The 21,553-nt window shown below is 61.8% G+C and carries 17 protein-coding genes and 2 pseudogenes; 10 read left to right on the forward strand and 9 right to left on the reverse strand.

What is annotated here, in order from left to right:
* The first annotated feature begins 99 nt into the window (after window positions 1-99).
* Complete coding sequence (locus HMPREF3147_RS01700; RefSeq protein ID WP_201829151.1) at window positions 100-327, forward strand: DUF3073 domain-containing protein; 228 nt, start codon at window positions 100-102, stop codon at window positions 325-327.
* Between the two features lie 118 nt (window positions 328-445).
* Here the strand turns inward: HMPREF3147_RS01700 and purM are convergent, their stop codons facing one another.
* From purM to HMPREF3147_RS01715, 3 genes are read right to left on the reverse strand one after another with little or no spacing between them, the layout of a single operon-like run.
* Window positions 446-1,498 carry a phosphoribosylformylglycinamidine cyclo-ligase gene (gene purM / locus HMPREF3147_RS01705; RefSeq protein WP_010188991.1) on the reverse strand — a complete coding sequence of 351 codons (1,053 nt, stop codon included), beginning with the start codon at window positions 1,496-1,498 and terminating at the stop codon, window positions 446-448.
* 21 nt (window positions 1,499-1,519) lie between these two features.
* Window positions 1,520-3,007, reverse strand: coding sequence for an amidophosphoribosyltransferase (gene purF, locus HMPREF3147_RS01710; protein WP_201829149.1), 1,488 nt, complete (start codon window positions 3,005-3,007; stop codon window positions 1,520-1,522).
* Window positions 3,008-3,041: 34 nt separating this feature from the next.
* A complete protein-coding gene (locus tag HMPREF3147_RS01715) occupies window positions 3,042-3,446 on the reverse strand; it encodes a sterol carrier family protein (protein ID WP_070443897.1) in 405 nt (134 codons plus the stop codon).
* A 33-nt stretch (window positions 3,447-3,479) separates the two neighbouring features.
* Here HMPREF3147_RS01715 and HMPREF3147_RS01720 point away from each other — a divergent pair, with 33 nt between their 5' ends.
* The gene (locus HMPREF3147_RS01720) at window positions 3,480-4,514 is read left to right on the forward strand and encodes an acyl-CoA thioesterase (RefSeq protein ID WP_070443900.1); all 1,035 of its coding nucleotides are present in this window, start codon (window positions 3,480-3,482) and stop codon (window positions 4,512-4,514) included.
* A 50-nt stretch (window positions 4,515-4,564) separates the two neighbouring features.
* On the opposite strand, the gene HMPREF3147_RS01725 is transcribed toward HMPREF3147_RS01720, so the two are convergent.
* Both HMPREF3147_RS01725 and HMPREF3147_RS01730 read right to left on the reverse strand, forming a co-directional pair.
* Window positions 4,565-5,494 carry a MaoC/PaaZ C-terminal domain-containing protein gene (locus HMPREF3147_RS01725; RefSeq protein ID WP_070443903.1) on the reverse strand — a complete coding sequence of 310 codons (930 nt, stop codon included), beginning with the start codon at window positions 5,492-5,494 and terminating at the stop codon, window positions 4,565-4,567.
* Entirely contained in the window at window positions 5,495-6,835 is a 1,341-nt protein-coding gene (locus tag HMPREF3147_RS01730) for a 3-oxoacyl-ACP reductase (protein WP_070443906.1), read from the reverse strand.
* A 185-nt stretch (window positions 6,836-7,020) separates the two neighbouring features.
* Between HMPREF3147_RS01730 and HMPREF3147_RS01735 the strand changes: the two genes are divergently transcribed.
* From HMPREF3147_RS01735 to HMPREF3147_RS01745, 3 genes are all read left to right on the forward strand, one after another.
* Entirely contained in the window at window positions 7,021-8,319 is a 1,299-nt protein-coding gene (locus HMPREF3147_RS01735; protein WP_070443909.1) for an acetyl-CoA C-acetyltransferase, read from the forward strand.
* A gap of 29 nt (window positions 8,320-8,348) precedes the next feature.
* On the forward strand, window positions 8,349-10,433 hold the full coding sequence (locus tag HMPREF3147_RS01740) for an acyl-CoA dehydrogenase family protein (RefSeq protein WP_070443911.1): 2,085 nt from the start codon (window positions 8,349-8,351) through the stop codon (window positions 10,431-10,433).
* 106 nt (window positions 10,434-10,539) lie between these two features.
* Window positions 10,540-11,178: a DUF6891 domain-containing protein gene (locus HMPREF3147_RS01745; protein WP_070443914.1), complete on the forward strand. Its 639-nt coding sequence runs from the start codon at window positions 10,540-10,542 to the stop codon at window positions 11,176-11,178.
* A 27-nt stretch (window positions 11,179-11,205) separates the two neighbouring features.
* Here HMPREF3147_RS01745 and HMPREF3147_RS01750 read toward each other — a convergent pair whose 3' ends face one another.
* The gene (locus tag HMPREF3147_RS01750) at window positions 11,206-11,907 is read right to left on the reverse strand and encodes a PAQR family membrane homeostasis protein TrhA (protein WP_070443917.1); all 702 of its coding nucleotides are present in this window, start codon (window positions 11,905-11,907) and stop codon (window positions 11,206-11,208) included.
* Window positions 11,908-12,149: 242 nt separating this feature from the next.
* Between HMPREF3147_RS01750 and HMPREF3147_RS01755 the strand changes: the two genes are divergently transcribed.
* Together HMPREF3147_RS01755 and HMPREF3147_RS01760 are read left to right on the forward strand one after the other, a co-directional pair.
* On the forward strand, window positions 12,150-13,187 hold the full coding sequence (locus tag HMPREF3147_RS01755) for an alpha/beta hydrolase (RefSeq protein ID WP_070443920.1): 1,038 nt from the start codon (window positions 12,150-12,152) through the stop codon (window positions 13,185-13,187).
* Between the two features lie 297 nt (window positions 13,188-13,484).
* A complete protein-coding gene (locus HMPREF3147_RS01760; RefSeq protein WP_070443923.1) occupies window positions 13,485-14,444 on the forward strand; it encodes an Abi family protein in 960 nt (319 codons plus the stop codon).
* Window positions 14,445-14,519: 75 nt separating this feature from the next.
* On the opposite strand, the gene purL is transcribed toward HMPREF3147_RS01760, so the two are convergent.
* Genes purL through purS form a run of 3 tightly spaced genes read right to left on the reverse strand, consistent with a single transcriptional unit; the run spans window position 14,520 to window position 17,738 of the window.
* Window positions 14,520-16,817 carry a phosphoribosylformylglycinamidine synthase subunit PurL gene (gene purL / locus HMPREF3147_RS01765; RefSeq protein ID WP_070443926.1) on the reverse strand — a complete coding sequence of 766 codons (2,298 nt, stop codon included), beginning with the start codon at window positions 16,815-16,817 and terminating at the stop codon, window positions 14,520-14,522.
* A gap of 28 nt (window positions 16,818-16,845) precedes the next feature.
* Window positions 16,846-17,508 carry a phosphoribosylformylglycinamidine synthase subunit PurQ gene (purQ, locus tag HMPREF3147_RS01770; RefSeq protein WP_070443929.1) on the reverse strand — a complete coding sequence of 221 codons (663 nt, stop codon included), beginning with the start codon at window positions 17,506-17,508 and terminating at the stop codon, window positions 16,846-16,848.
* Window positions 17,508-17,738, reverse strand: coding sequence for a phosphoribosylformylglycinamidine synthase subunit PurS (purS, locus tag HMPREF3147_RS01775; RefSeq protein WP_039676532.1), 231 nt, complete (start codon window positions 17,736-17,738; stop codon window positions 17,508-17,510). Before purS ends, purQ begins: the two co-directional genes overlap by 1 nt.
* A 229-nt stretch (window positions 17,739-17,967) precedes the next feature.
* On the opposite strand from purS, the pseudogene HMPREF3147_RS13115 reads away from it, so the two are divergent.
* The 3 genes and pseudogenes from HMPREF3147_RS13115 to HMPREF3147_RS01785 all read left to right on the forward strand — a co-directional run.
* Window positions 17,968-18,336, forward strand: a pseudogene (locus HMPREF3147_RS13115) (lamin tail domain-containing protein); the annotation flags it as partial.
* Between the two features lie 96 nt (window positions 18,337-18,432).
* Window positions 18,433-21,177 carry an ExeM/NucH family extracellular endonuclease gene (locus tag HMPREF3147_RS01780; protein WP_371325729.1) on the forward strand — a complete coding sequence of 915 codons (2,745 nt, stop codon included), beginning with the start codon at window positions 18,433-18,435 and terminating at the stop codon, window positions 21,175-21,177.
* Between the two features lie 137 nt (window positions 21,178-21,314).
* Window positions 21,315-21,553 (forward strand): annotated as a pseudogene (locus tag HMPREF3147_RS01785) (HNH endonuclease); the annotation flags it as partial.

Consider the following 21,553-nt stretch of genomic DNA (forward strand, 5'->3'; position numbering starts at 1 on the left):
GGCTATGGTGTCTTACAGGAACATACACATATCTGACTAAGACGATGGGGCGGCCAAGAATCCCTGGACCGCCCTACACACCTCAAGGGGGTCATGCACATGGGACGCGGACGCGCAAAGGCAAAGCAGACCAAAGTTGCACGCCAGCTGAAGTACAATTCGCCCGAGATGGATCTGGATTCGCTCCAGCGTGAACTCGCCTCACAGAACTCCAAGCGCTCCCGCGATGAGGACGAGGACCCGTACTCGGAGTACGCGGATTACGAGGACTATGCGGATCGCTGGAACTCGGACGAGTGGGATGAGGATGATTCCGACGCGCGCTAAGCGCGTGGATCACTTCCCCACCGTGCACAGCACGTAAGCGAAGGGCCGGCAAGGCTTCCCCTCAATAAGAGGAGGAAACTGCCGGCCCTGTTCCTTTCCCAAGTTCCTTTCCTAGGACCTAGAACCCTGGGTGCTCGCCCGTCATCAGAACGCGCGGCTCGCCTTCTTCGGCAACGCGGACGGTGCCCAGCTCCCATGCTTCAACGTGGCGGGCAGTCATCATGGCCAGTGCGCGCTCGCGATCCTCCGGCGCAACGACGGCGATCATGCCGACGCCCATGTTGAAGGTCTTCTCCATCTCTTCGAGCGCCACCTTGCCCACCGAGGAAATGGTCTTGAAGATCTGGCCCGGAGTCCACGTCGAGCGGCTCACCTCAGCGGTCAGGCCCTCCGGGATGACGCGCTCGAGGTTCCCAGCGAGGCCACCGCCGGTGACGTGGCAGAAGGTGGACACCGCGCACTCAGAGACTAGGGCCAGGCAGTCCTTGGCGTAGATACGGGTAGGCTCCAGTAGTTCCTCACCGAGAGTACGGCCCAGGTCTTCCATATAGCCGTCAAGCGGCAAACCGGCCTGCTCCAGGAGGACGTAGCGCGCCAAGGAGTAGCCGTTGGAGTGCAAACCAGAGGACTTCATAGCGATCAGGACGTCGCCGTCACGTACCTTGTCTGGGCCGAGGAGCTCATCGGCCTCCACCACGCCAACGGCGGTGGCGGAGACGTCGTATTCATCCTTGCCCATGACGCCTGGGTGCTCCGCGGTCTCACCGCCGAGGAGGGCAGCACCAGCCTGGACGCAGCCCTCAGCAATGCCCTTCACAATCTCCGCTACCTTTTCCGGAACAACCTCGCCCACCGCGATGTAGTCCTGCAGGAAAAGCGGCTCGGCTCCGCACACGACGAGATCATCCACGCACATGGCGACGAGGTCGATGCCGATGGTGTCGTGCTTATCCATGGCCTGGGCCACGGCCAGCTTGGTACCCACGCCATCAGAGCCAGCTGCGAGGACCGGCTCCTTGTAGTCCCCCAGTTTGAACAGGCCGGCGAATCCGCCGAGCCCACCCATCACCTCGGGGCGGGTGGCACGCTTGGCGTGGGGGGTAATTAGCTCTACTGCGCGGTCGCCTTCCTCAATGTTGACGCCGGCGGCAGCATACGTGTTCTCGCTCATGAATGACTTAGTCCTTATTCCTTAGTTTGTCGTCGAGCCCTGCAGGGTGCGCACGGCCTCAGCATTCGGGTTTCCGGCGGGCAGTCCGAGTGGGTACTTCCCATCGAAGCATGCGCAGCACAGTTCGTTGCGTGGCTGTTGGGTAGCCGCCACCATCTCATCGGTGGAGACGAAGCCCAGCGAATCCGCACCGATCGCGGTGCAGATGGTCTGTGCTACTTCTTCCGGATCATCGGAGGGGTTGGCATTGGCAATAAGCTCGCCTGGCGAGGCAAAGTCGATGCCGTAGAAGCATGGCCACTTTACCGGCGGGGAGGCAATGCGCACGTGGACTTCGGCAGCGCCGGCTTCCCGTAGCATCCGGATTAGTGCGCGCTGCGTGTTACCACGCACGATCGAATCATCCACCACCACGATGGACTTGCCTTCGATGACCTCCCGCAGCGGATTGAGCTTGAGGCGAATGCCCATCTGTCGCTGGGACTGTGTGGGCTGGATGAAGGTGCGCCCCACATAGGAGTTCTTCACCAAGCCATGCGCAAAGGTCAGCCCGGATTCGCGGGCATATCCCACGGCGGCCGGGTTGCCGGACTCAGGAACGGGGATCACCATGTCCGCATCGGGTGCTGGGTACTGGCGCGCTAGGCGACGCCCAATTTCCACGCGCGTAGCGTTGACCGAACGGCCCTTGATATTGGTATCCGGCCGCGCCAGGTAGACATATTCGAAGACGCAGCCGTGGCGCTTAGTTTCTGCAAAGCGCTCGGAGCGAATGCCCGTCTCATCGATAGCAACGAGTTCGCCCGGTTCGATCTCCCGAATAAATTGCGCGCCGACGATATCGAGCGCACAGGTCTCACTGGCTACCACCCAGCCCGTGTTGAGCCGACCGAGGGCAAGCGGGCGCACGCCATGCGGGTCGCGGGCGGCGTAGAGGGTGTGCCCGTCCGTAAAGGTCAGGCAGTACGCTCCTTTCACGGTGGGCAAGAGCTGCAAAGCGGAATCGAACACGCTACTGTCTTCGCTCACGCCATCAGCCAACAAGATGGACAGGCACATGGAGTCCGAAACGGACTCTTCCTGCGGTTTGATGAGCCCGCGTTCCACAGCCTTGGTGCGCAGCTCCTGGTAGTTCACCAAGTTTCCGTTGTGACCAAGCGCGATGTCGACGCCGCTGGGCGACGTCCCAAACATCGGCTGTACATTCGACCATTCCTTGCCACCCGCAGTGGAATAACGCGTGTGGCCGACGGCCACGTTTCCGTGCAGTGAGGTGAGGATGGATTCATCGAAGACATTGGAGACTAGGCCCATGTCTTTGAAGACAACAATGCGGTCATCATCCCCGACCGCGATGCCGGCGGCCTCTTGACCGCGGTGCTGGAGGGCGAAAAGTCCGAAGTAGGTTAACTTGGAAACCTCTTCTCCTGGTGCCCAAACACCAAAGACTCCGCATTCTTCGCGGGGCTCCGGATCCAGGCTGGGATCCGTAGACAGGGGCTTAGTCATGCTCTGGACGTGTTCAGCTACCACGGCGCTAATCCTAGCCGTTCCGGCCAGTGAAAACTAACGGAATCACGGGCAGGCAGCCAGCGATCTCGTGAGAACGGGAGCCGGAGGCGTCCACGCGGCCGTCGTGAAGCGCCTGCTCCCAGTCCAGGACGCCCGTGGCCAGCTGCAACCACGTCTGGGGATCCGTCTCCACCACATTCGGAGGAGTACCCCGGGTGTGCCGAGGCCCGGCGATACACTGCACTGCCACGAATGGGGGGACCCGCAATTCCACGGAGTGACCCGGCGCGTCCGCCTCCAACAGGCGAGCTGTGGTCCGAGTGGCTTTCGCAAGGGCCGGGCGACCTGGTTTTTCCACCCCTTCAGGGTCACGGATCCACTCCTCCACCGCTTCGACAGCAGCGCGGGTGGTGGCGGCATCAACAGCCTTTTTCATACGGTCAGCACGCTCCCTGATACTTTGTTATCCATGTCACCAACCATGCCACCAAGCTCCTCGGAAGAAAAGAAGCCTGTCCCAACCGGCAAGTCTCCCTCCATCACGCTGCGGTTTATGGCCGCCCCGACAGATCTCACTATCGCCGGCGCCCAAGGCATCGGCGGCGGCCGCGTTCTAGAGTGGATCGATAAGGCCGCCTATGCGTGCGCGGTCCAGTGGTCGGGCACCTACTGCGTGACAGCCTACGTGGGCCATATTCACTTCACTCGCCCAATCCCTTCGGGCCACTTGGTGGAGGTGCGCTCACGAATCGCGATGACTGGGCGATCCTCCATGCACATCGTCAACGAGGTGCTCTCCGCTGACCCTCGCGATGGCATTTTTACCCGCGCCTGCGACTGCCTCGTCATCTTCGTGGCCAAAGATACCGAGACCGGAAAGTCGGTGGCTGTTCCGCCGCTGATTCCGGACACCACTGAGCACCAGCGTGTGTGGGAGGCTGCAGAATCCCGCATCGAGCTGCGCCAGGCCATCGAAGCGGAAATGGAAAAGCAGACTTATGATGGCCCTTCCGATGCACCCCGAATGGTAAACCGCTTCTTGGCTAAGCCCACCGATGTCAATTGGGGCGGCAACGTTCACGGCGGAACGGCCATGGAATGGATTGATGAGGCCGGCGCTGCCTGCACTATGGAATGGTCGGGTGAGCACACCGTCGCGGTCTATGCCGGTGGTATTCGCTTCTACCGGCCCATTCACATTGGAGACCTCATCGAAGTGGATGCCCGCATGATGCGCACGGATACCCGCTCGATGCAGATGTCGGTCCACGTGCGCTCGGGCAACCCGCGCGGTGGCCGCGAGCAATTGGAAACCGCCATCCACGCCACCGTCTCCTACATGGCGATGGACGCCGACTGGCAGCCGCTAGCTGCCCGCCAGTTCACTCCACGCACCGAAGAGGATAAGCGCCTCTGGGAGCACGCCGGCATTCTTCGTGGCCTGCGTGGCAAGTACTCCCCGAAGCCGCTGGTGGTGGCACCACAGCACCAGCACGTAGATTAGCCCGAGGCTCCCCCACCACCCCACAGCTGCTTGGCGCTAGTGCCGAGGGGCTAGTCCACTGGCTCAACCCGGCACGCCACGTGGAGGGAGCTTGGGTCCTTGGCCTTACGCAACGCAACGGTGCGGGCTCCGATTTCACTGTTTGTGGCGACGCTCGGAGCCACAAACACTCCCGTGCTCGCTGGAAGAATGACGGGCTTGTAGAAATCCGCGCTGATGCGAACAGCACCCGGAAGGGTGCCGTCGAGCACCGACAGCATACGGGCGTGCGTGTACATGCCATGCGCGATGGGCGCGGGGAAGCCGAAGAGCTTGGCGCCCACAGCGGAAACGTGAATGGGGTTCTTATCGCCAGATGCCGCCGCATAGACGCGAGTGCTCTCGGCACTAAAGCGCAGCGTTGCCGTGGGGGTTCCCACCTCATCGCCGGGGAAGTCGAGGAAACGCTCGGCCTCCGGGCGCGTTTTCACTTGCCGCGGGGTGTCCTTGGTGAATTTCGCGCCTTGGCCTAGAAAGACCGATGTCTGGCGCCAGATCTCCTCCCCCTCCACGCTGTAGGTGGTCACCAAATCGATGACCAACCCCTTGCGGTGTGGTCGCAAGTTTTCCGCATGCACGGTGATGTCGCAGCTCTCGTCGACGCGCAGCGGGCGTTTCCGCTCGATGCGGTTGGACAGGTGCACCACGCCCACAGCGGGGAAAGGAAAGTCCTGGGCGGCCATCACCTTGATGGCGAGGGGGAAGGCCAGCGCGTAGAGATAAGTAGCGGGCAGCTCATTGCCCAGACGCAGGCCCGTGGCTTGGCAGTAGCGCGCGAGGTGCTCGGTGTCTACGCGCACTCCCGCGACCCGGTAAGCAGTCTGTGGGTCGTCGACCTTGCGCTTGCCTGCCCCCAGCCCGGGGATGGGCACCGCACCTACCATCAGGCTGCGGTAGAGCGCAGGAAGATCTGGAATCTCGTTGAGTGTGGTGACGTTCATTTAGGCTCCCATGAGGTTCTGGCCGCAGACGCGGACGGTGTTGCCGCTTACCGCCGCGGAGGCCGGCGAGGCGAAGAAAGCGACGGTCTCGGCGACGTCAACAGGCAAGCCGCCCTGCTGCAGTGAGTTCAGGCGGCGGCCAATCTCCCGCGGGCCGGTCGGCATCGCGGCGGTCATGGCGGTCTCAATGAAGCCCGGCGCCACGGCATTGATGGTGGAACCATTCTCGGCGAGGACGGGACGCAGGGCGTCGACCAGCCCGATAATGCCGGCCTTGGTGGTGGCGTAGTTCGTTTGGCCGCGGTTACCGGAGATGCCGGCCATGGAGGACACACCGACCACGGCCGCACCCGGTGCGAGGGAGCCAGACTCCAGAAGGTTTTCGGTGATACGCACCGGCGCCAGAAGGTTAACGGCCAGGACAGCATCCCACTGGCCTTCATTCATATTGGCCATAAGCTTGTCACGGGTAATGCCGGCGTTGTGAACGATGACGTCAATAGCTCGGCCATGGCGCTCCTGGGCGTGCTGGGCAATCTTGTCCGCGGCCTGAGGGTCAGTGACGTCGAGAGGCAGCGCGGTGCCTTTGACCTTGTTCGCGGTCTTTGCCAGGTGCTCGCTGGCCTGTGGGACGTCGATACAGATAACGCTGGCACCGTCGCGCGCCAGCACTTCCGCGATGGTGGCGCCGATACCGCGGGCGGCACCGGTCACCACTGCAAGCCGCCCATCGAGTGGCTGCTCCCAGTTCTGTGTCCCACTGCTATGCCCGGAAGGAACCTGTCCCTGGGCGCTGACGCGCACAACCTGCCCATCCACGAAAGCCGACTTTCCGGAAAGAAAGAAGCGGACCGTGGACTCCACCTCTGAGGTGGCCGCGGGGTCTACCCACACCAGGTTCACAGTGCCGCCCTTGCGCATCTCCTTAGCCAAAGAACGGGTAAAGCCTTCGAGGGCGCGTGCGCTAATGCGGGCGTCGATGGTATCTGCCGCCTCCGGGGTGGTACCGACAACTACCAAGCGCGCGCATGGCAGGAGGTTGCGCATCTGGGGGTTGAAGAAGTCATAAAGCTCACGCAGCTGTTCAGGGGTGTCTAGGCCGGTGGCGTCAAAAACGAGGGCAGCGCGCTTCGCCTCTGCCGAAGAGTTGATGACCTGGTAGTCCACGGCTAGCTGGGAGCGCAAGAAGTCTGCGATGCGCCCCTGACCGCCGATGACAATGGGACCATCGAGCGCCGGTTCCCCTACCTTGTGGCGGCGCAGGGGGTACCCCTGCGGTACTCCTGCTTTGGCGGCGAGCGGTGAGTTGATGAGCTTCTCAGCAAATGTGACGTGCGGCATAGGCTGGCCTGTTCCTCTCTCGGTTCTTCACAACCTTGCAAGCCTTGATCGAGCGGTTGCAAGGTTAGTTAATTAAGTGATAGAACTAACAATATCACTTTAGTTGTGACGCGAAATAAACAGTCGGGTTGCTACCCCCTCCCACTGGGACGATTCGCACAAGACCACTCGCGAAGGAGTTTTCAATGACCAACCCCCCGCACCGCGTAGCCATCCTGGGTGGCAACCGCATTCCCTTTGCTCGCTCCAATAAGCAGTACGCTCATGCGTCCAACCAGGACATGCTTACCAGTGCGCTGGATGGCCTCGTGGCACGCTACGGGTTGCACGATGAACGCCTAGGCCTCGTGGCAGCCGGCGCAGTTCTCAAGCACTCCCGCGATTTCAACCTCACCCGCGAATCCGTACTCGGCTCCGCCCTCGATTCCACGACGCCAGCTATCGATATGCAGCAGGCCTGCTGCACTTCCCTTGCGGCAGCCATCCACGTCGGCGATGCCATCGCCCAAGGACGCATCTCCGCCGGCATCGCAGGAGGAACGGACACCACCTCAGACGCCCCGCTGGCTGTCAATGACACGCTGCGACGCACACTGCTCAACCTCACCCGTGCCAAGACCGCCGCACAGCGCGCACAGCTCGTCGGCTCCATCCGCCCATCGCAGCTGGCTCCGGAGCAGCCGCAGAATGGCGAACCCCGCACTGGGCTCTCCATGGGTGACCACGCCGCCATCACCGCCCGCGAGATGAACGTCAGCCGCGAAGCCCAGGACGAGCTGGCACTCGCCTCCCACCAGAACCTCCACAAGGCCTGGGAGGAGGGCTTCTTCAATGACCTCACCACCGGCTTCCTCGGCGTCAATCGCGATACCAACCTGCGCCCGGACTCCTCCCTGGAGTCCCTAGCCAAGCTGAAGCCAGTCTTTGGTAAACGCGATGCCGAGCAGCACGGCACGCAGGCCACCATGACCGCAGGCAACTCCACGCCGCTGACCGACGGCGCCTCCGTGGCCCTCCTCAGCTCTGAAGAGTGGGCTGCCGAACACAACATCGAACCCCGCGCCTTCCTGGTGGACTCCGAGACCGCGGCCGTCGACTTTGTCCACGGCCCCGACGGCCTACTCATGGCCCCCACCTACGCGGTCCCGCGCCTGCTCGAGCGCAACAACCTAAGCCTGCAGGATTTCGATTTCTACGAGATCCACGAGGCCTTCGCCTCCCAGGTACTCGCCACCCTGTCTGCATGGGAGGACGAGACCTACTGTCGCGAGCGCCTCGGCCTGCAGTCTGCACTCGGCCCCATCGACCGCGCCAAGCTCAATGTCAAGGGCTCTTCTCTAGCAGCCGGTCACCCCTTCGCCGCTACCGGCACCCGCATCCTCGCCACCACGGCCAAGATTCTTGAGAAAAACGGCGGCGGACGCGCCCTCATTTCCATCTGCGCCGCCGGCGGCCAGGGTGTCGCAGCCATCGTCGAGCGTTAAGCACCGCCCTCTCAGAAAGGACCCCCATCATGGCACTCACCAAGTCTTCTTCAGACAAGAAACCCGTCTCCCCAGAGCTCAACAACCAAGCCACCACCGATGCACCCAAGGCGGAGGCCCGCAGCCCGCACCGCCTGCCCACCACCCCCAAGCCTTCCGTTGCCACCGAACTTGCCGCGCTTCTCGACGGCCCCCATGCCGCCTTCCGCCAGGAACTGCGCACCTTCCTCAATGACCCGGAGCTCTTCCCAAAGCCCCACCTGTCCATGGCGGAGCAGCGCCAGCACACCTTTGAGAACCTCTCCAAGGTTCGCGATTTCGGCGGATTCAGCCACGGCCTGCGCAGCGCACACGGCGGCGCCGGCAAACCGAATCTCTCCACCTTCACCCTCGAGGGCCTAGCTTGGGTTGATGGCTCGCTGGCCATCAAGTCCGGTGTGCAGTGGGGCCTGTGGGGTGGCGCGCTAGATCAGCTGGGCACCGAGCGCCACCTCGACTGGATCAACAAGGCCGCCAGCCTGGAGCTTCCGGGCTGTTTCGCCATGACCGAGCGCGGCCACGGCTCCGACGTACAATCCCTAGAGACCACCGCAACCTTCGACCCGGAGACCGATGAGTTCATCATCAACACCCCCTCCGATTCCGCGGTGAAGAACTACATCGGCAACGCCGCCAAGGATGGCCGTGCGGCCGTCGTCTTCACCCAGCTCATTACCCCGGACAGCGATGGCCGCTCCCATGGCGTCCACGCCATCATCGTCCCTATCCGCGATGAAGAAGGCAACGAGCTACCAGGCGTCACCCTGGGCGATCATGGCCACAAGGGTGGTTTGGTGGGTGTGGACAATGGCACCCTGCGCTTCGACAACGTCCGCGTGCCACGCGAGAACCTGCTCAACCGCTTCGCCGATGTCGATGAGAAGGGTAAGTACTCCTCCCCGATCGAGTCCAAGAATGCCCGCTTCTTCACCATGCTGGGCACGCTTATCCGCGGCCGCATCGGTGTATCCGGCGCAGCGGGCGCGGCCACCGAGGCCTCCCTGGACATCGCCATCCGCTACGCCAACCGCCGCCGCCAGTTCGAAGGAGCCACCGGCGCGGAAAAGCGCCTCATCGAGCACCGTCAGCACCGTCGCCGCCTGCTCATTCCGCTGGCCCGTACTTACGCGCTGCACCTGCTCTACAACCAGATTCTGGAACGCTACCAGGAGCAAAACGATCAGCATGAGGCCGGCACCTGGTCTGTGACGGAACCGACCGAAGAGCAGAAGTTCGCCTCCCGCGAGATGGAATCCCTGGCTGCGGCCATCAAATCCGCGCAGACCCAGCACGCCACCCGCACCATCCAGGAATGCCGCGAAGCTTGTGGCGGTGCTGGCTACATGTCGGAGAACCGCCTGACTACCTACCGTGCCGACTCCGATGTCTTCGCCACCTTCGAGGGCGATAACACCGTGCTCATCCAGATGGTGGGCAAGAACCTGCTCACCGCCTATGGCCGGGCGATGAATGACATGAGCCCGTGGGACACCGTAAAATACGCGGCCTCCACCGCCACCGACGTGGTTCGCCGCCGCTACGGGTTCACCACCCGCCTGCAAAGCCTGGTGGACCGCGTGAATCCTTCTGAGGCTTCGCTTTTCGACGCCACCTACCAGGCCAAGCTGATCGACGACCGTGCCCAGTCCATCCTCTTCTCCCTCGTGCGCCGCATCCAGCCAGCCCGCAAGGCCGATAAGGTGCAGGCTGCTGCCATCGTGGACCAGTGCCAGGATCACCTCATCGCCGCCGGCTGGGCCCGTGTGGATACCTTGTTGGTCCAAGCCATGATTGAGGCAGAGGAGCGTCTGGAGGAAGGTTCGCTGGCACGCCAGGTCTTCGAGCAGCTGCGCCACCTCTTTGTCTTCGACACCTTGGTTCAGCACGCGGGCTGGTACCAGGAGCACAACCTGATTCCGGCCGGCCGCATGAAGGCCGCCCGCGCTGCTATCAACGACCTCGTCGATTCGCTCGCACCATGGTCCGTCGTACTCGTGGATGCCTTCGGCGTTCCGCCTGAGGTACACAACATCCCGATGCTCACCGAGGCCGGAGTGGATCCGCTCCACGTCTAGTCACACCACGCATCTCGAGGGCACTTCCGCTACCTGGCGGGGTGCCCTCCCTGCTTTCGCCCAGTTTTCGGCCACTGTCAGTATCCCGCATCTACCATCCACAGGCATGACCACATCACACTCCATGTTCTCCAGTTCCTTCCCGCCTTCCGAAGACATCTTGGTCTCCGGAACCCTTCGCAACAACATCTCGCTGCATCTGTGCCACGGCCACTCACGCCGGGACATTCACAACGACTTCTTCGAACTCCTCGATTCCCCAGCCGAGTGGGAGATGGTGCGCAAGGACCCGTTCCCAGAAGATTTCGACGCCATCATCGACGAAGTTGCCGCCGATTACGCTCAAAAAGTTACAGAAAAGTCTGCTGATGCACAGCGCCTCGACGCCCTTCGGGATGAACTGCGACAGCACAACCTAGCTTTCAGCTTCGACGAGGGCTGGGACGCCTCCGACGGCGCTGAGTGCGGAGCCGAACAAGCGCAAGAAGACGATGCCGCAGGATATGTTTACTGCCACATGCAGGACGTCGACAGGCTGATTCACACCGGCGACCTCTTCTTCGGTTTCGGCACCATGAAAACCGATGACGAGCTCAGCACGCCAGCAAGCGTTGGCGAGCAACTCGTCGAAGCGCTGCGCGCTGTTGGTTTCAACCCCACCTGGGACGGCAACCCTAACGCACGTGTGCTCTGCCAAGGCCTAGTTGTCGAATTTCCCCTCGCGGAGGACCTCACCAACGCCTAATAGACGCTTTCAATAGATCCTTTAAAGCTAGCCCGCAACAACCATCCAGATGGCTACCATGTGCACCACCGCCGCGGCAATCGTCGCGGTGTGGAAGTGCTCGTGGTAGCCATACCAACGTGCGTTGCGACCCGGCCACTTGAAGCCGTACATCAGCGCCCCCACTGAATAGACCACGCCACCCGCAAAAAGCAGCCACACCACGGCCGGCCCTGCGGAGTGCCACAGATTCGGCAACAGAGGCAGGATGAGCCAACCCAGCACGAGATAGACCACCACGTCCAGCCACCGCGGATGATTAATCCACACCAAGTTCAAGACAACCCCCATGGTGGCGCCCACCCACGCAGCAGTCAGCATCCATAGCGCCTGCGTGGGCTCCAGCACGATGGCACACAGCGGCGTGTAGGTCGCCGCGATGAACACCGAAATCGTCGCGTGATCAGCACGCCGCCACCACTGCACAGCACGCATCGATACCCATGGCCAGCGGTGGTACAGCGCCGAGACTGTAAAGAGGCCAACCACGCCGACGCCATAAACCGTTACTGCTAACCCCTGCCACCACGGCAGCGTCATCCACGCAAAGGTAATCAACACTGTCGATGCGATCAGGGACGCAAGCGCAGCAAAGAGGTGACCCCAGCCACGCGTGAGTGGGCGTGGGCCGCGGTCCGCCATCCAGTAGGTGCGCTGAATGCGCTGCTCCATGGTGCTGCGATCACGCATAGGGCTTTCTGCAGCTGGCGATTCCTGCGGGGAAGATATGTGAGCACTAGGTGCGTTCATAGTGGGGGCCTTGCCTTGCCTGAGATGCGGGTCGTGCGCATAACGCATTCACTCCCAAAACTTACGTATCCGTAACTATACGGCCGAGCATTGCGGCAGACAAGGGTGGAGCGAAAGTTTCCTCCAGTTTTTCTTCCAATATTTGCAGCACGAGGGCACTAGCCACGTAAACTACCCACATTATGCTTTCCTTTGTCTCACGCTCTCGCCGCACCGCGGCGCTGTTCGCAGCTACCATGGTGGCGCTGGGAGCGGCGTCGGCAGGCATCGACTCCGCCTCCGCCCAGTCCAGCACCATCGGCGAGGTTTCCTCGCGCGTGACCAACCCGCAGCCCTGGCTCGGTGACAAGGCCTTCATTACCTCTAAGCGCCACATGGGCGGCAACCACTGGGTGGTGGACGTCTGGTCCCCGGCCAATCATGCGGTGATTTCTAATAACGTCCTGCTCCCTGAGGGCGATAAGCCGCGCCCCTCCTTCTACCTGCTGCCCGGCGTAGAGGGCGGCCAAGCGGGCATGAACTGGATGACCCACTCCGATATCCGTCATTGGGCCGTGGGCAAGAACGTCAACGTCGTAATGCCGCTCGGCGGTGCCTACTCTCTCTACACCGATTGGAATGCCGAGGATCCCATCCTGGGGGTCAACAAGTGGAACACCTACATGACCGCTGAGTTGCCCCCGCTGATCGACGCCGAATTCCACGGCACCGGCCGCGATGCCATCGGCGGCATTTCTTCTACTGGCGGCGCCGCACTCGACATCGCCGGCCACGCCCCACAGCGCTACAAAGCCGCAGCCTCCTACTCCGGTTGTCCGGTGCGCTCCGGTGCGATTGGTTTCCCTACCTCCACCGCGATGATTGCCTACGGCGGCGGCTCCTCCTTCAATGCCTGGGGCCTGCCAGGCTCCCCGCAGTGGTTCGAGCACGACCCCAACGCCAACCCCGGACGCCTGCGCGACGTCGAGGTCTTCGTGGGCTCGGCCTCCGGCGCCCCGGGCCCCATCGATGGCACCAACAGCCCCGCCCAGTGGCTGGGCCCCCGCGCGGTAGAGATGGTGGCCAACCAGTGCTCGGAGGAATTCACCCGCAACGCCCGCAACGCCGGGGTGCGCGTGAACCGCTACTTCAGCCCCCAGGGTTCGCACACCTTCAACCTCTTCTCCCACCAGATGAAGCTGAGTTGGGACCAGACCATCGCCCGCACTATCGGCGCCTAAGTTTTGACTGGTTGTCGCTTCACTGCAGACGCAAGCCCCCTTCATCACCACGACCACGAAATATACCCACTGCAGGATTTGATTCCACTAACCCTCAGCTAAACAACTAGATCTTCAAGGTTCACGTTTGCCCGAAAAAAGGGATTGACGCATGTCAAGATTCTGCGGTAAAATTTTGGTTAATAGTTCAGCCCGCCCGGTTCCCTTCGGAAACACGGAGTGGGCTGGATCTCTATTTGCGCAGTCTCGCCAACACTGTCATCGTGGCAACACATCCCACCTCTAGATTGGCTTTTCATGTCTTCTACGCTCAAGCCAGCAGCGACCATTGGCGAACACATTCTTCGCCTGCAAAGCCGCGGCATGAAGATCGACAGAGCTTTAGCTGAACAATGGTTTTCACACGTCAGCTACTACCGGCTTTCCGCCTATTGGTATCCGGCTAGACAGTTCACTGAAGACGGAACTAGCCGAATTAGCAGCTTCGTCGATGGTACTGACTTTGCCGACGTCGTCTCCTTATATGAAGCCGATCGGAAACTCCGTACCCTGATTCATGATGGTATGGAGCGAATCGAGGTTGCGATGCGCACCAAGCTCGTCGAGCTACTGTGTACTCGACACCCCAATGATCCTACTTTCTATCTCCGTTCAGACGACTTTCGGCCAAACTTTGACCACGTGTCGTGGCTGAGTACAGCGTACGGTCGGCTTGCGAGAGCGAAGAAGAGCGACGCCGTGAAGCACTACATTGATGAATACGGTGGACAGTATCCCATGTGGGTTGTGGCTGAAGTGCTCGATTTTTCGGACATTTCAAAGCTCTATGCAGGCTTAGGATCCAACGATCAACGGTCAATTTCGGAAGCGCTGAATATAAAGATCAACTTCTCTAGTTTGATTAGGAATCAGAAGCAAAGACTTACGAAGAAACATCCGCTGGCGAGTTGGCTCGAGCAGCTAACTGTCATTCGGAATACATGTGCCCACCATGGAAGGCTGTGGAATCGTTCATTTGCTCCGGCTCCAACTGAGGTTATCCGGAACAATGGAAACCTACACATCCTTCCAGAGAATCAAAGTGAGAAGTTATTCGGCGCTTTGATAAGCATGGCGCATTTACTGCGGACTGTGTCTCCTGGAACCACGTGGCCTGAAAAAGTAGTGGCCTTGTTAAATGGACACTTCCTCACCAATCCTCTTGTCGAAAAAGCCAGTATCGGTATTCATGGCAACTGGGATGAAGAAACAATTTAAATGACTCGGAAAAGGAAAAGCCCGGCCGAAGCCGGGCTGATGCAGCGTCAACGCTGCTGAGCGGAACTGCGCGTTTTACTCCACGACGGAGTTCGCGCCGACGGCGTGACCGAAGAGGTCCGGCAGGGTCGCCGCCCAAGCTTCGCGCAACTCGGAAACAGCAACGGACTCGCCGCCCAGCTCCAGCTCACCGTTGTCGGTGGTCTGGCCGACGACGACGGCCGGAACGCCGCACTCCTCGGCGCGCTGCAGCAGCATGTCGACGCGGTCAGCGGTCGTTGCTACCAGCACTCGGGAGGCGGACTCAGAGAAGGCTGCCACGAAGGCGTCCTCGTGGACCTTAGACAGATCCAGGCTCAGGCCCACGCCGCTGCGCTTGGCCATCTCGAATGCGGTGACGGCGAGGCCACCTTCGGAGATGTCGTGTGCAGCGGTCAGGCCTTCGTTGCCCACGAAGAAGTCCGCGAGACGCTGCTCGTTGGCCAGGTCCACCTGTGGCGGCAGGCCATTGAGTCCCTTCTCTGACTCGTGACCTTGTTCACGAGCGCTTACCTGCTGCCAGATGGAACCACCGAACTCATCCTTGGTCTCACCCAGCAGAACAAGGACCTCCGGCTCCTCTACGCGTCCAAGCTCGTTGCCGATGGACGTGTGGACGTCGTCGATGACACCCAGGACGCCTACGACGGGCGTCGGCAAGATCGGCTCCTCGCCGGTTTGGTTGTAGAAGGAGACGTTGCCACCGGACACGGGGATGCCGAGCTCCACGGCGCCGTCGGCAAGCCCGTGCACGGACTCGCGGAACTGCCACATTACGTCCGGGTTCTCCGGGGAGCCGTAGTTGAGGCAGTTGGTGATGGCGACCGGGCGGGCACCGGTCACAGCGACGTTGCGGTAGGCCTCCGCCAACGCCAGGCGTGTGCCCATGTTCGGATCCAGCTTGGTGTAGCGCCCAGAAGCATCAGCCGATACCGCGATACCGCGGCCGGTCTCCTCGTCGATGCGCAGCACACCAGCGTTCGCGTGATGGGACTGCACGGTGTTGCCGCGCACGTAGCGGTCATACTGCTCGGTGATGAAATCACGGGAGCACAGCGCCGGGGAGGCCACGAGCTTCTTCAGCGCCACGGTGAGGTCCTGCTTCTCGACGCCCTTGAACTCCTGCAGCGCATCCTGCCACTCCGGGCGGGCGTAGGGGCGGTCGTAGACCGGGGCCTCGTCCGCGATGGTGCCGGCCGGGGCATCCACAACGACCTCGCCTTGGTGGCGAATGATGAGGTGCTTACCGGTGGTGACCTCACCAATCTCAGCGCAGGTGACATCCCACCGCGCGCAGATCTCCTTGAACTTCTCCACGTTCTCCGGGGTCACCACAGCACACATGCGCTCCTGGGACTCGGAGGCGAGGATCTCTGCGGCGGTCATGTCCTTGGCACGCAGCGGGACGTTGTCCAGGTTGATCTCCATGCCGCCATCACCGGCGGCGGCCAGCTCGGAGGTGGCGCACGCCAGGCCCGCGCCGCCCAAGTCCTGGATGCCCACGACGATGCCGGACTTGTACAGCTCCAGGCAGCACTCGATGAGGACCTTCTCCGCGAACGGGTCGCCCACCTGAACGGCCGGCAGCTTGCGCTCCGCGCCGTCCTCGAAGGTGTCAGAAGCCAACACGGACACGCCACCGATGCCATCGAGGCCGGTGCGCGAGCCGAAGAGCATGACCTTGTTTCCAGTACCGGAGGCGAAGGCCAATTTCAGGTCCTCCACCTTCAGCGTTCCCACGCACAGCGCGTTAACCAGCGGGTTGCCAGCATAAGACTCATCAAAAACGGTTTCGCCGCCAATGTTGGGCAGGCCCAAGCAGTTGCCGTAGTGCGAAATACCGCCAACCACGCCAGGCAAAACGCGCTTGGTGTCGGGGGCATCCGCCGGGCCGAAGCGCAGCTGGTCCATCACGGCAATCGGGCGAGCGCCCATGGCCATGATGTCGCGGACAATGCCGCCCACGCCGGTGGCAGCACCTTGGTGCGGCTCCACGTAGGACGGATGATTGTGGGACTCCACACGGAAGGTCACCGCGTTGCCGTCCCCGATATCCACCACGCCGGCGTTTTCACCGATGCCGGCGAGGATCTTGGAGCCCATCTCCTCAGTCATGGTCTCGCCGAAGTAGCGCAGGTGCGTCTTGGAGGACTTATAGGAGCAGTGCTCCGACCACATCACCGAGTACATGGTCAGCTCGGCGTCGGTAGGGCGGCGGCCCAGGATCTCGCGGATGTGCGCGTATTCGTCATCCTTCAGGCCCAACTCGCGGTAGGGCTGCTCCAGGTCCGCGTCCTGCGTGGCCTGCTCGACGGTGTCGTTGTGTACGGTCATTGTTTCTCCTTATAACCGTCGGCGCGGGTTAAGCGACGACCTTGAGGGCGGACACAAACAAACCCAGACCGTCGGTGGACGGACCGGTGAGAAGATCGATGGCGTGCTCTGGGTGCGGCATCAGCCCCACCACGTTGCCGGCCTCATTGGTGATGCCGGCGATGCCGTTGATGGAGCCGTTGAAGTTATCGGTATAGCGGAAGACCACGCGGCCTTCGCCCTCCAAGCGTTCCACGGTCTCCGCATCCGCCTGGAAGCGGCCCTCGCCGTGCTTCGCCGGAATCAGGATTCGCTGGCCCTGCTCAAACTCGCTGGTCCAGGAGGTCTGTGCGTTCTCCACCTCGAGGTAGGTATCCACGCAGTGGAAGTGCAGGCCCTGGTTGCGGGTCAAGGCTCCGGGCAGCAGGCCGGCCTCCGTCAAAATCTGGAAGCCGTTGCAGATGCCGAGCACTGGCATGCCATTATTCGCTGCTTCCACCACCGCGCGCATCACCGGGGCCAGCGCCGAAATAGCGCCGGAGCGCAGGTAGTCACCGTAGGAAAAGCCACCGGGAACAACGACGGCGTCCACTCCTCGCAGGTCTTCATCCGCATGCCACAGGGACACGACGTCGGCGCCGGCGGTGCGGGCGGCGCGGGCCGCGTCGACGTCGTCAAGCGTGCCAGGGAAGGTAATAACGCCGATCTTCATTACTGGATGACCTCGTAATCCTCGATCACGGTGTTGGCCAGCAAGGTGGAAGCCACCTTCTCGAGTTCCTCGGCGCTGACCGAATCATCAACTTCAATCTCAAAACGCTTGCCCTGGCGCACGTCGCTGACACCAGCAACCCCCAGGCGGCCCAGCGCGCGAACGACGGCCTGGCCTTGCGGGTCCAAAATCTCGGCCTTGGGCATGACATTGACAACTACACGAGCCATGAAAATTTTGCCTTACTGTGCGTGAGTATAGGTGCCCCGCCAGTCTATCCCGCCGGCAAGAAAGATTCGGAATCTTTGGGGGTGATGAATTCAAACCAAACGGTTGAAGAATTCTTGGGGAATCCCACCTTAACCCCCAGCTCACCCTCTGCGCTCCGGTATCACGTGCCCCGAAACCCAGGTAGAACGAGATGCGCTGCCCTTTTCTCACCTATCCAAGGAACCTCTCATGCATTTCAAACGCATTGGCTCACTTGCCATCGCTGCCCTTGTCTCCACCTGCATTGTTGTCCCCCAGGCCAGCGCTTTTGTGGACGGCTCCAACGCCGTCATCTCCGAAGTCTACGGTGGCGGCGGCAACAAGGGTGCCGCGTTTAACCACGATTTCATCGAGCTTTATAACCCCACCTCGGCTGACCTCGACCTCACTGGCTGGTCCGTGGAGTACCTGTCCGCCTCCGGCAACTCTGGCGGAAAGCACGAGCTGTCCGGTTCCCTCCCGGCCGCGGGCCACTTCCTCATCCAGGAAGGTGGTGGCGGTACCGGTGAGCCGCTTCCTGCTCCTGATGCAGAGGGGAACCTGAATCTGTCCGGCTCCAAGGGCTCGGTGAAGCTTTACGACGCCTCTGGCGCTGAGGTGGACTTGGTGGGGTACGGGGAGGCGTCGCTCAGCGAGGGCTCCCCTACCTCTTCCTTGAGCAACACCACCTCCGCGCAGCGCGATGACGCCGGCACCGACACCGACGACAACGCCGCCGACTTCAGCACCGCCGCCCCGACTCCTACTTCCTCCGGCGGTGGCGCCACCGCGCCGGAGGACCCACAGCCGGCCGAGCCGGGCGCATCCGTCACCATCCCGGAAATCCAGGGCACCGGCGCGGAGTCCCCGCTCAAGGGACAGAACGTCACCACCCAGGGTGTTGTCACCGCCGTGTGGCAGGGTGAGAAGTCCCTCAACGGCTTCACCATCCAGACCCCGGGCACGGGCGACACCGTACCGGCAGAGGCCTCTGAGGCTGTCTTCGTCTACACCGGCGGCACCGGCTTCTACCCAAAGATTGGGGAATCCGTCGAGGTCACCGGCACCGTTGATGAGTACTACGGGCAGACCCAAATCGCCCTTGCCCAAGGCTCCGTCCTCGACACCGCACTCGATCTCGTCACCCCGCTCGCCATCGATGCCCTACCCGAGGGAGATGAGGAGCGAGAGAAGCTCGAGTCCATGCTTCTCAAGCCTGGCGTGCACACCGTGACCGATAACTATGGTCTCAACCGCTACGGCGAGCTCGGTCTAGCACCGGGCACCGAGGCGCTGCGCCAGCCCACCGATATTGTCTCCCCTGGCACCCAGGAGCAAAAGGACATGGAAGCCTCTAACGCGGCGAAGTACGTCATCGTGGATGACGGCTCCACCCGTGACTTCACCCGCGATGGCGCGTCGGCGAAGCTGCCGTACATCATGCAGAACGGCTCGGATGTGAAGACGATTCGCACGACGAACCAGGTGGAGTTCGCGGACTCCGGCGTCATCCTGGGTTACGGCCACGAGCAGTGGCGCTTCCAGCCCACCACGATGATTACGGGTGACTCCGCTACCGCAGATCTGCCAATTACGTGGGACCCGGCCCGTCCGGAGGCCCCGCAGGTGGCTGGCGATTACACCGTGGCGGCGTTTAACGTGCTCAACTTCTTCATCAACCTGGGCGAAGACAACGGCGCGAAATCCTACAATGACCGCTTTGGCAACGGCGTGGGTTCTGACAGCCCCACCTTCCGCGGCGCGTGGTCCGAGTCCGCGTTCAACGACCAGAAGGGCAAGATCCTCACCGCGCTGGAGGGACTCGACGCCGATGTTATCGGCCTGTCGGAGATTGAGAACGCCGCCAACACCGTGGGCGGTTCCTACGACGATGCTGTGAAGTACCTCGTGGGTGAGCTCAACTCCCGCGCGGGTTCTGAGAAGTGGGATTACGTCAAGGCCCCGGCGAACGCCTCAGCCGATACGGATGTCATCCGCACCGCAATCATCTACAAGAAGGACCGCGTTAAGCCGGTGGGTGAGGCCACCTTGCTTGAGGACGCCCGCTTCAAGGGCACCGCCCGCACCCCGCTCGCCGCGGAGTTTCAGCCGGTCTCCGATAAGTGCGCTGTTGAAGGTCCCGATTCCTTCGTGGTGGTGACCAACCATTTCAAGTCCAAGGGCTCTGTGGCGAACGGTGATGCGGATACCGGCGACGGCCAGGGCAACAACCCGAACGTGCGCAACGCCCACGCCCAGGCCGTCCTCGATGGGCTGGCCAAGCAGCCGCAGTGGCAGAAGAAGGCCACCTTCGTCATGGGTGACCTGAACGCCTACTCCAAGGAAGATGCCATCTCCGTCTTCCGCAACGCCGGCTACACCATCCCGGTGGAAGAACTCAATGCGCAGGAGGACTGGCAGGACGTGGCCTCCTACCAGTTCTCCGGCCGCCTCGGTTCCCTGGACCACATCCTGGCCAACGAGCACGTCGACGCGCAGGCCGCGCAGACCTGGAACATCAACTCTGACGAGCCAATCGCCATGGAGTACTCTCGCCGCAACTACACAGGCGGCGACGTTTTCGAAGCCGATAACCCGTACCGCTCCTCTGACCATGACCCGGTCAAAGTGGGCTTCAACCTTGCGACGGTGAAACGCTCTGCGGACGAGCTCGAGGGCTGCGGCTCTGTTGAGAATCCGGATCCAGCTGAAGACTCGGATCAGGCTGATGAGTCTCGCAGCATCAAGTCTGTCACCATCAACGACGAGGGTCGCCTCATCATCACCTACACCGACGACACCACCGAAGACGCCGGCAATGTTGTCGGTGCCGATGGCCAGGATGGCACCGACGGCGCTGACGGCGAGCCAGGCAAAGACGGCCGTGGTATTGAGTCCGTGACCACCAACGACAGGGGCGAGGTCATCGTCACCTACACCGACGGCACAACCGATAATCTCGGCCTCCTTGTCGGACCGAAGGGCGACCAGGGCTCACCGGGTAGCGACGGCAAAGACGGTAAGGACGGAACCGATGGTCAAGACGGCAAGGATGGCCGTGGCATCGAGTCCGTGACCACTGACGCTGCGGGCAACCTCGTTGTGAAGTACACCGATGGCACTTCCGAAACCATCAAGGTAGACAGCAAGCCTGCCAGCCGAACCGGTTCTTCTACTGGCGAGCGCTGCCTGCCGACTGCCCTCGGTCTCGCCATCCCCGCAGCCCTTGCCATCCCGCTGGCCTTCCTTGGGTTTGCCAATACACAGTTCAACATACCGGGCTTCGAGCCGGTCCGGAAGCAGATTGAGTCGATGGCCCGCAACATCCCGCGCGAAGCTCAGTACGCTGCCGGTGGTCTCGGTCTGCTGGCTGCGCTTGGCATCATCGGCGCGGCCTGCGCCTCGACCGAGTCTAAGTAAAGCACTCTGCTGAGCGTATCTGTTCAGTCTCGTTAAGCCCCTCATCTGAGGGGCTTTTCTCCTACCAGCCCTATTACCCCTCTAACCAGGAATTTTCTTCCTCCGGTTGCGGGGTGCATAGACCTGTTTTAGTCTCTGTGCCCATGGGGGATATCGAAACCTACCTCCGCCTACGCAACTCGGGGATTGCACTGGTGGAACATATACCTGGCACACCCGATGAACTCCGCGCGCTCGGCGCGGATGCCTCTGATGCCACCGAGCTTTCACAGCTGCATCAGGTTTACTTCGGTCCCACCCGCTTTACCGGCAAACAACGCAAAGCCCGCCACGCAGCACTCAAACAACGCCACAGCCTCGGCACCCTCACACTGAT

This window comes from Corynebacterium sp. HMSC05D03, from assembly GCF_001807205.1.
GTDB lineage: Bacteria > Actinomycetota > Actinomycetes > Mycobacteriales > Mycobacteriaceae > Corynebacterium > Corynebacterium aurimucosum.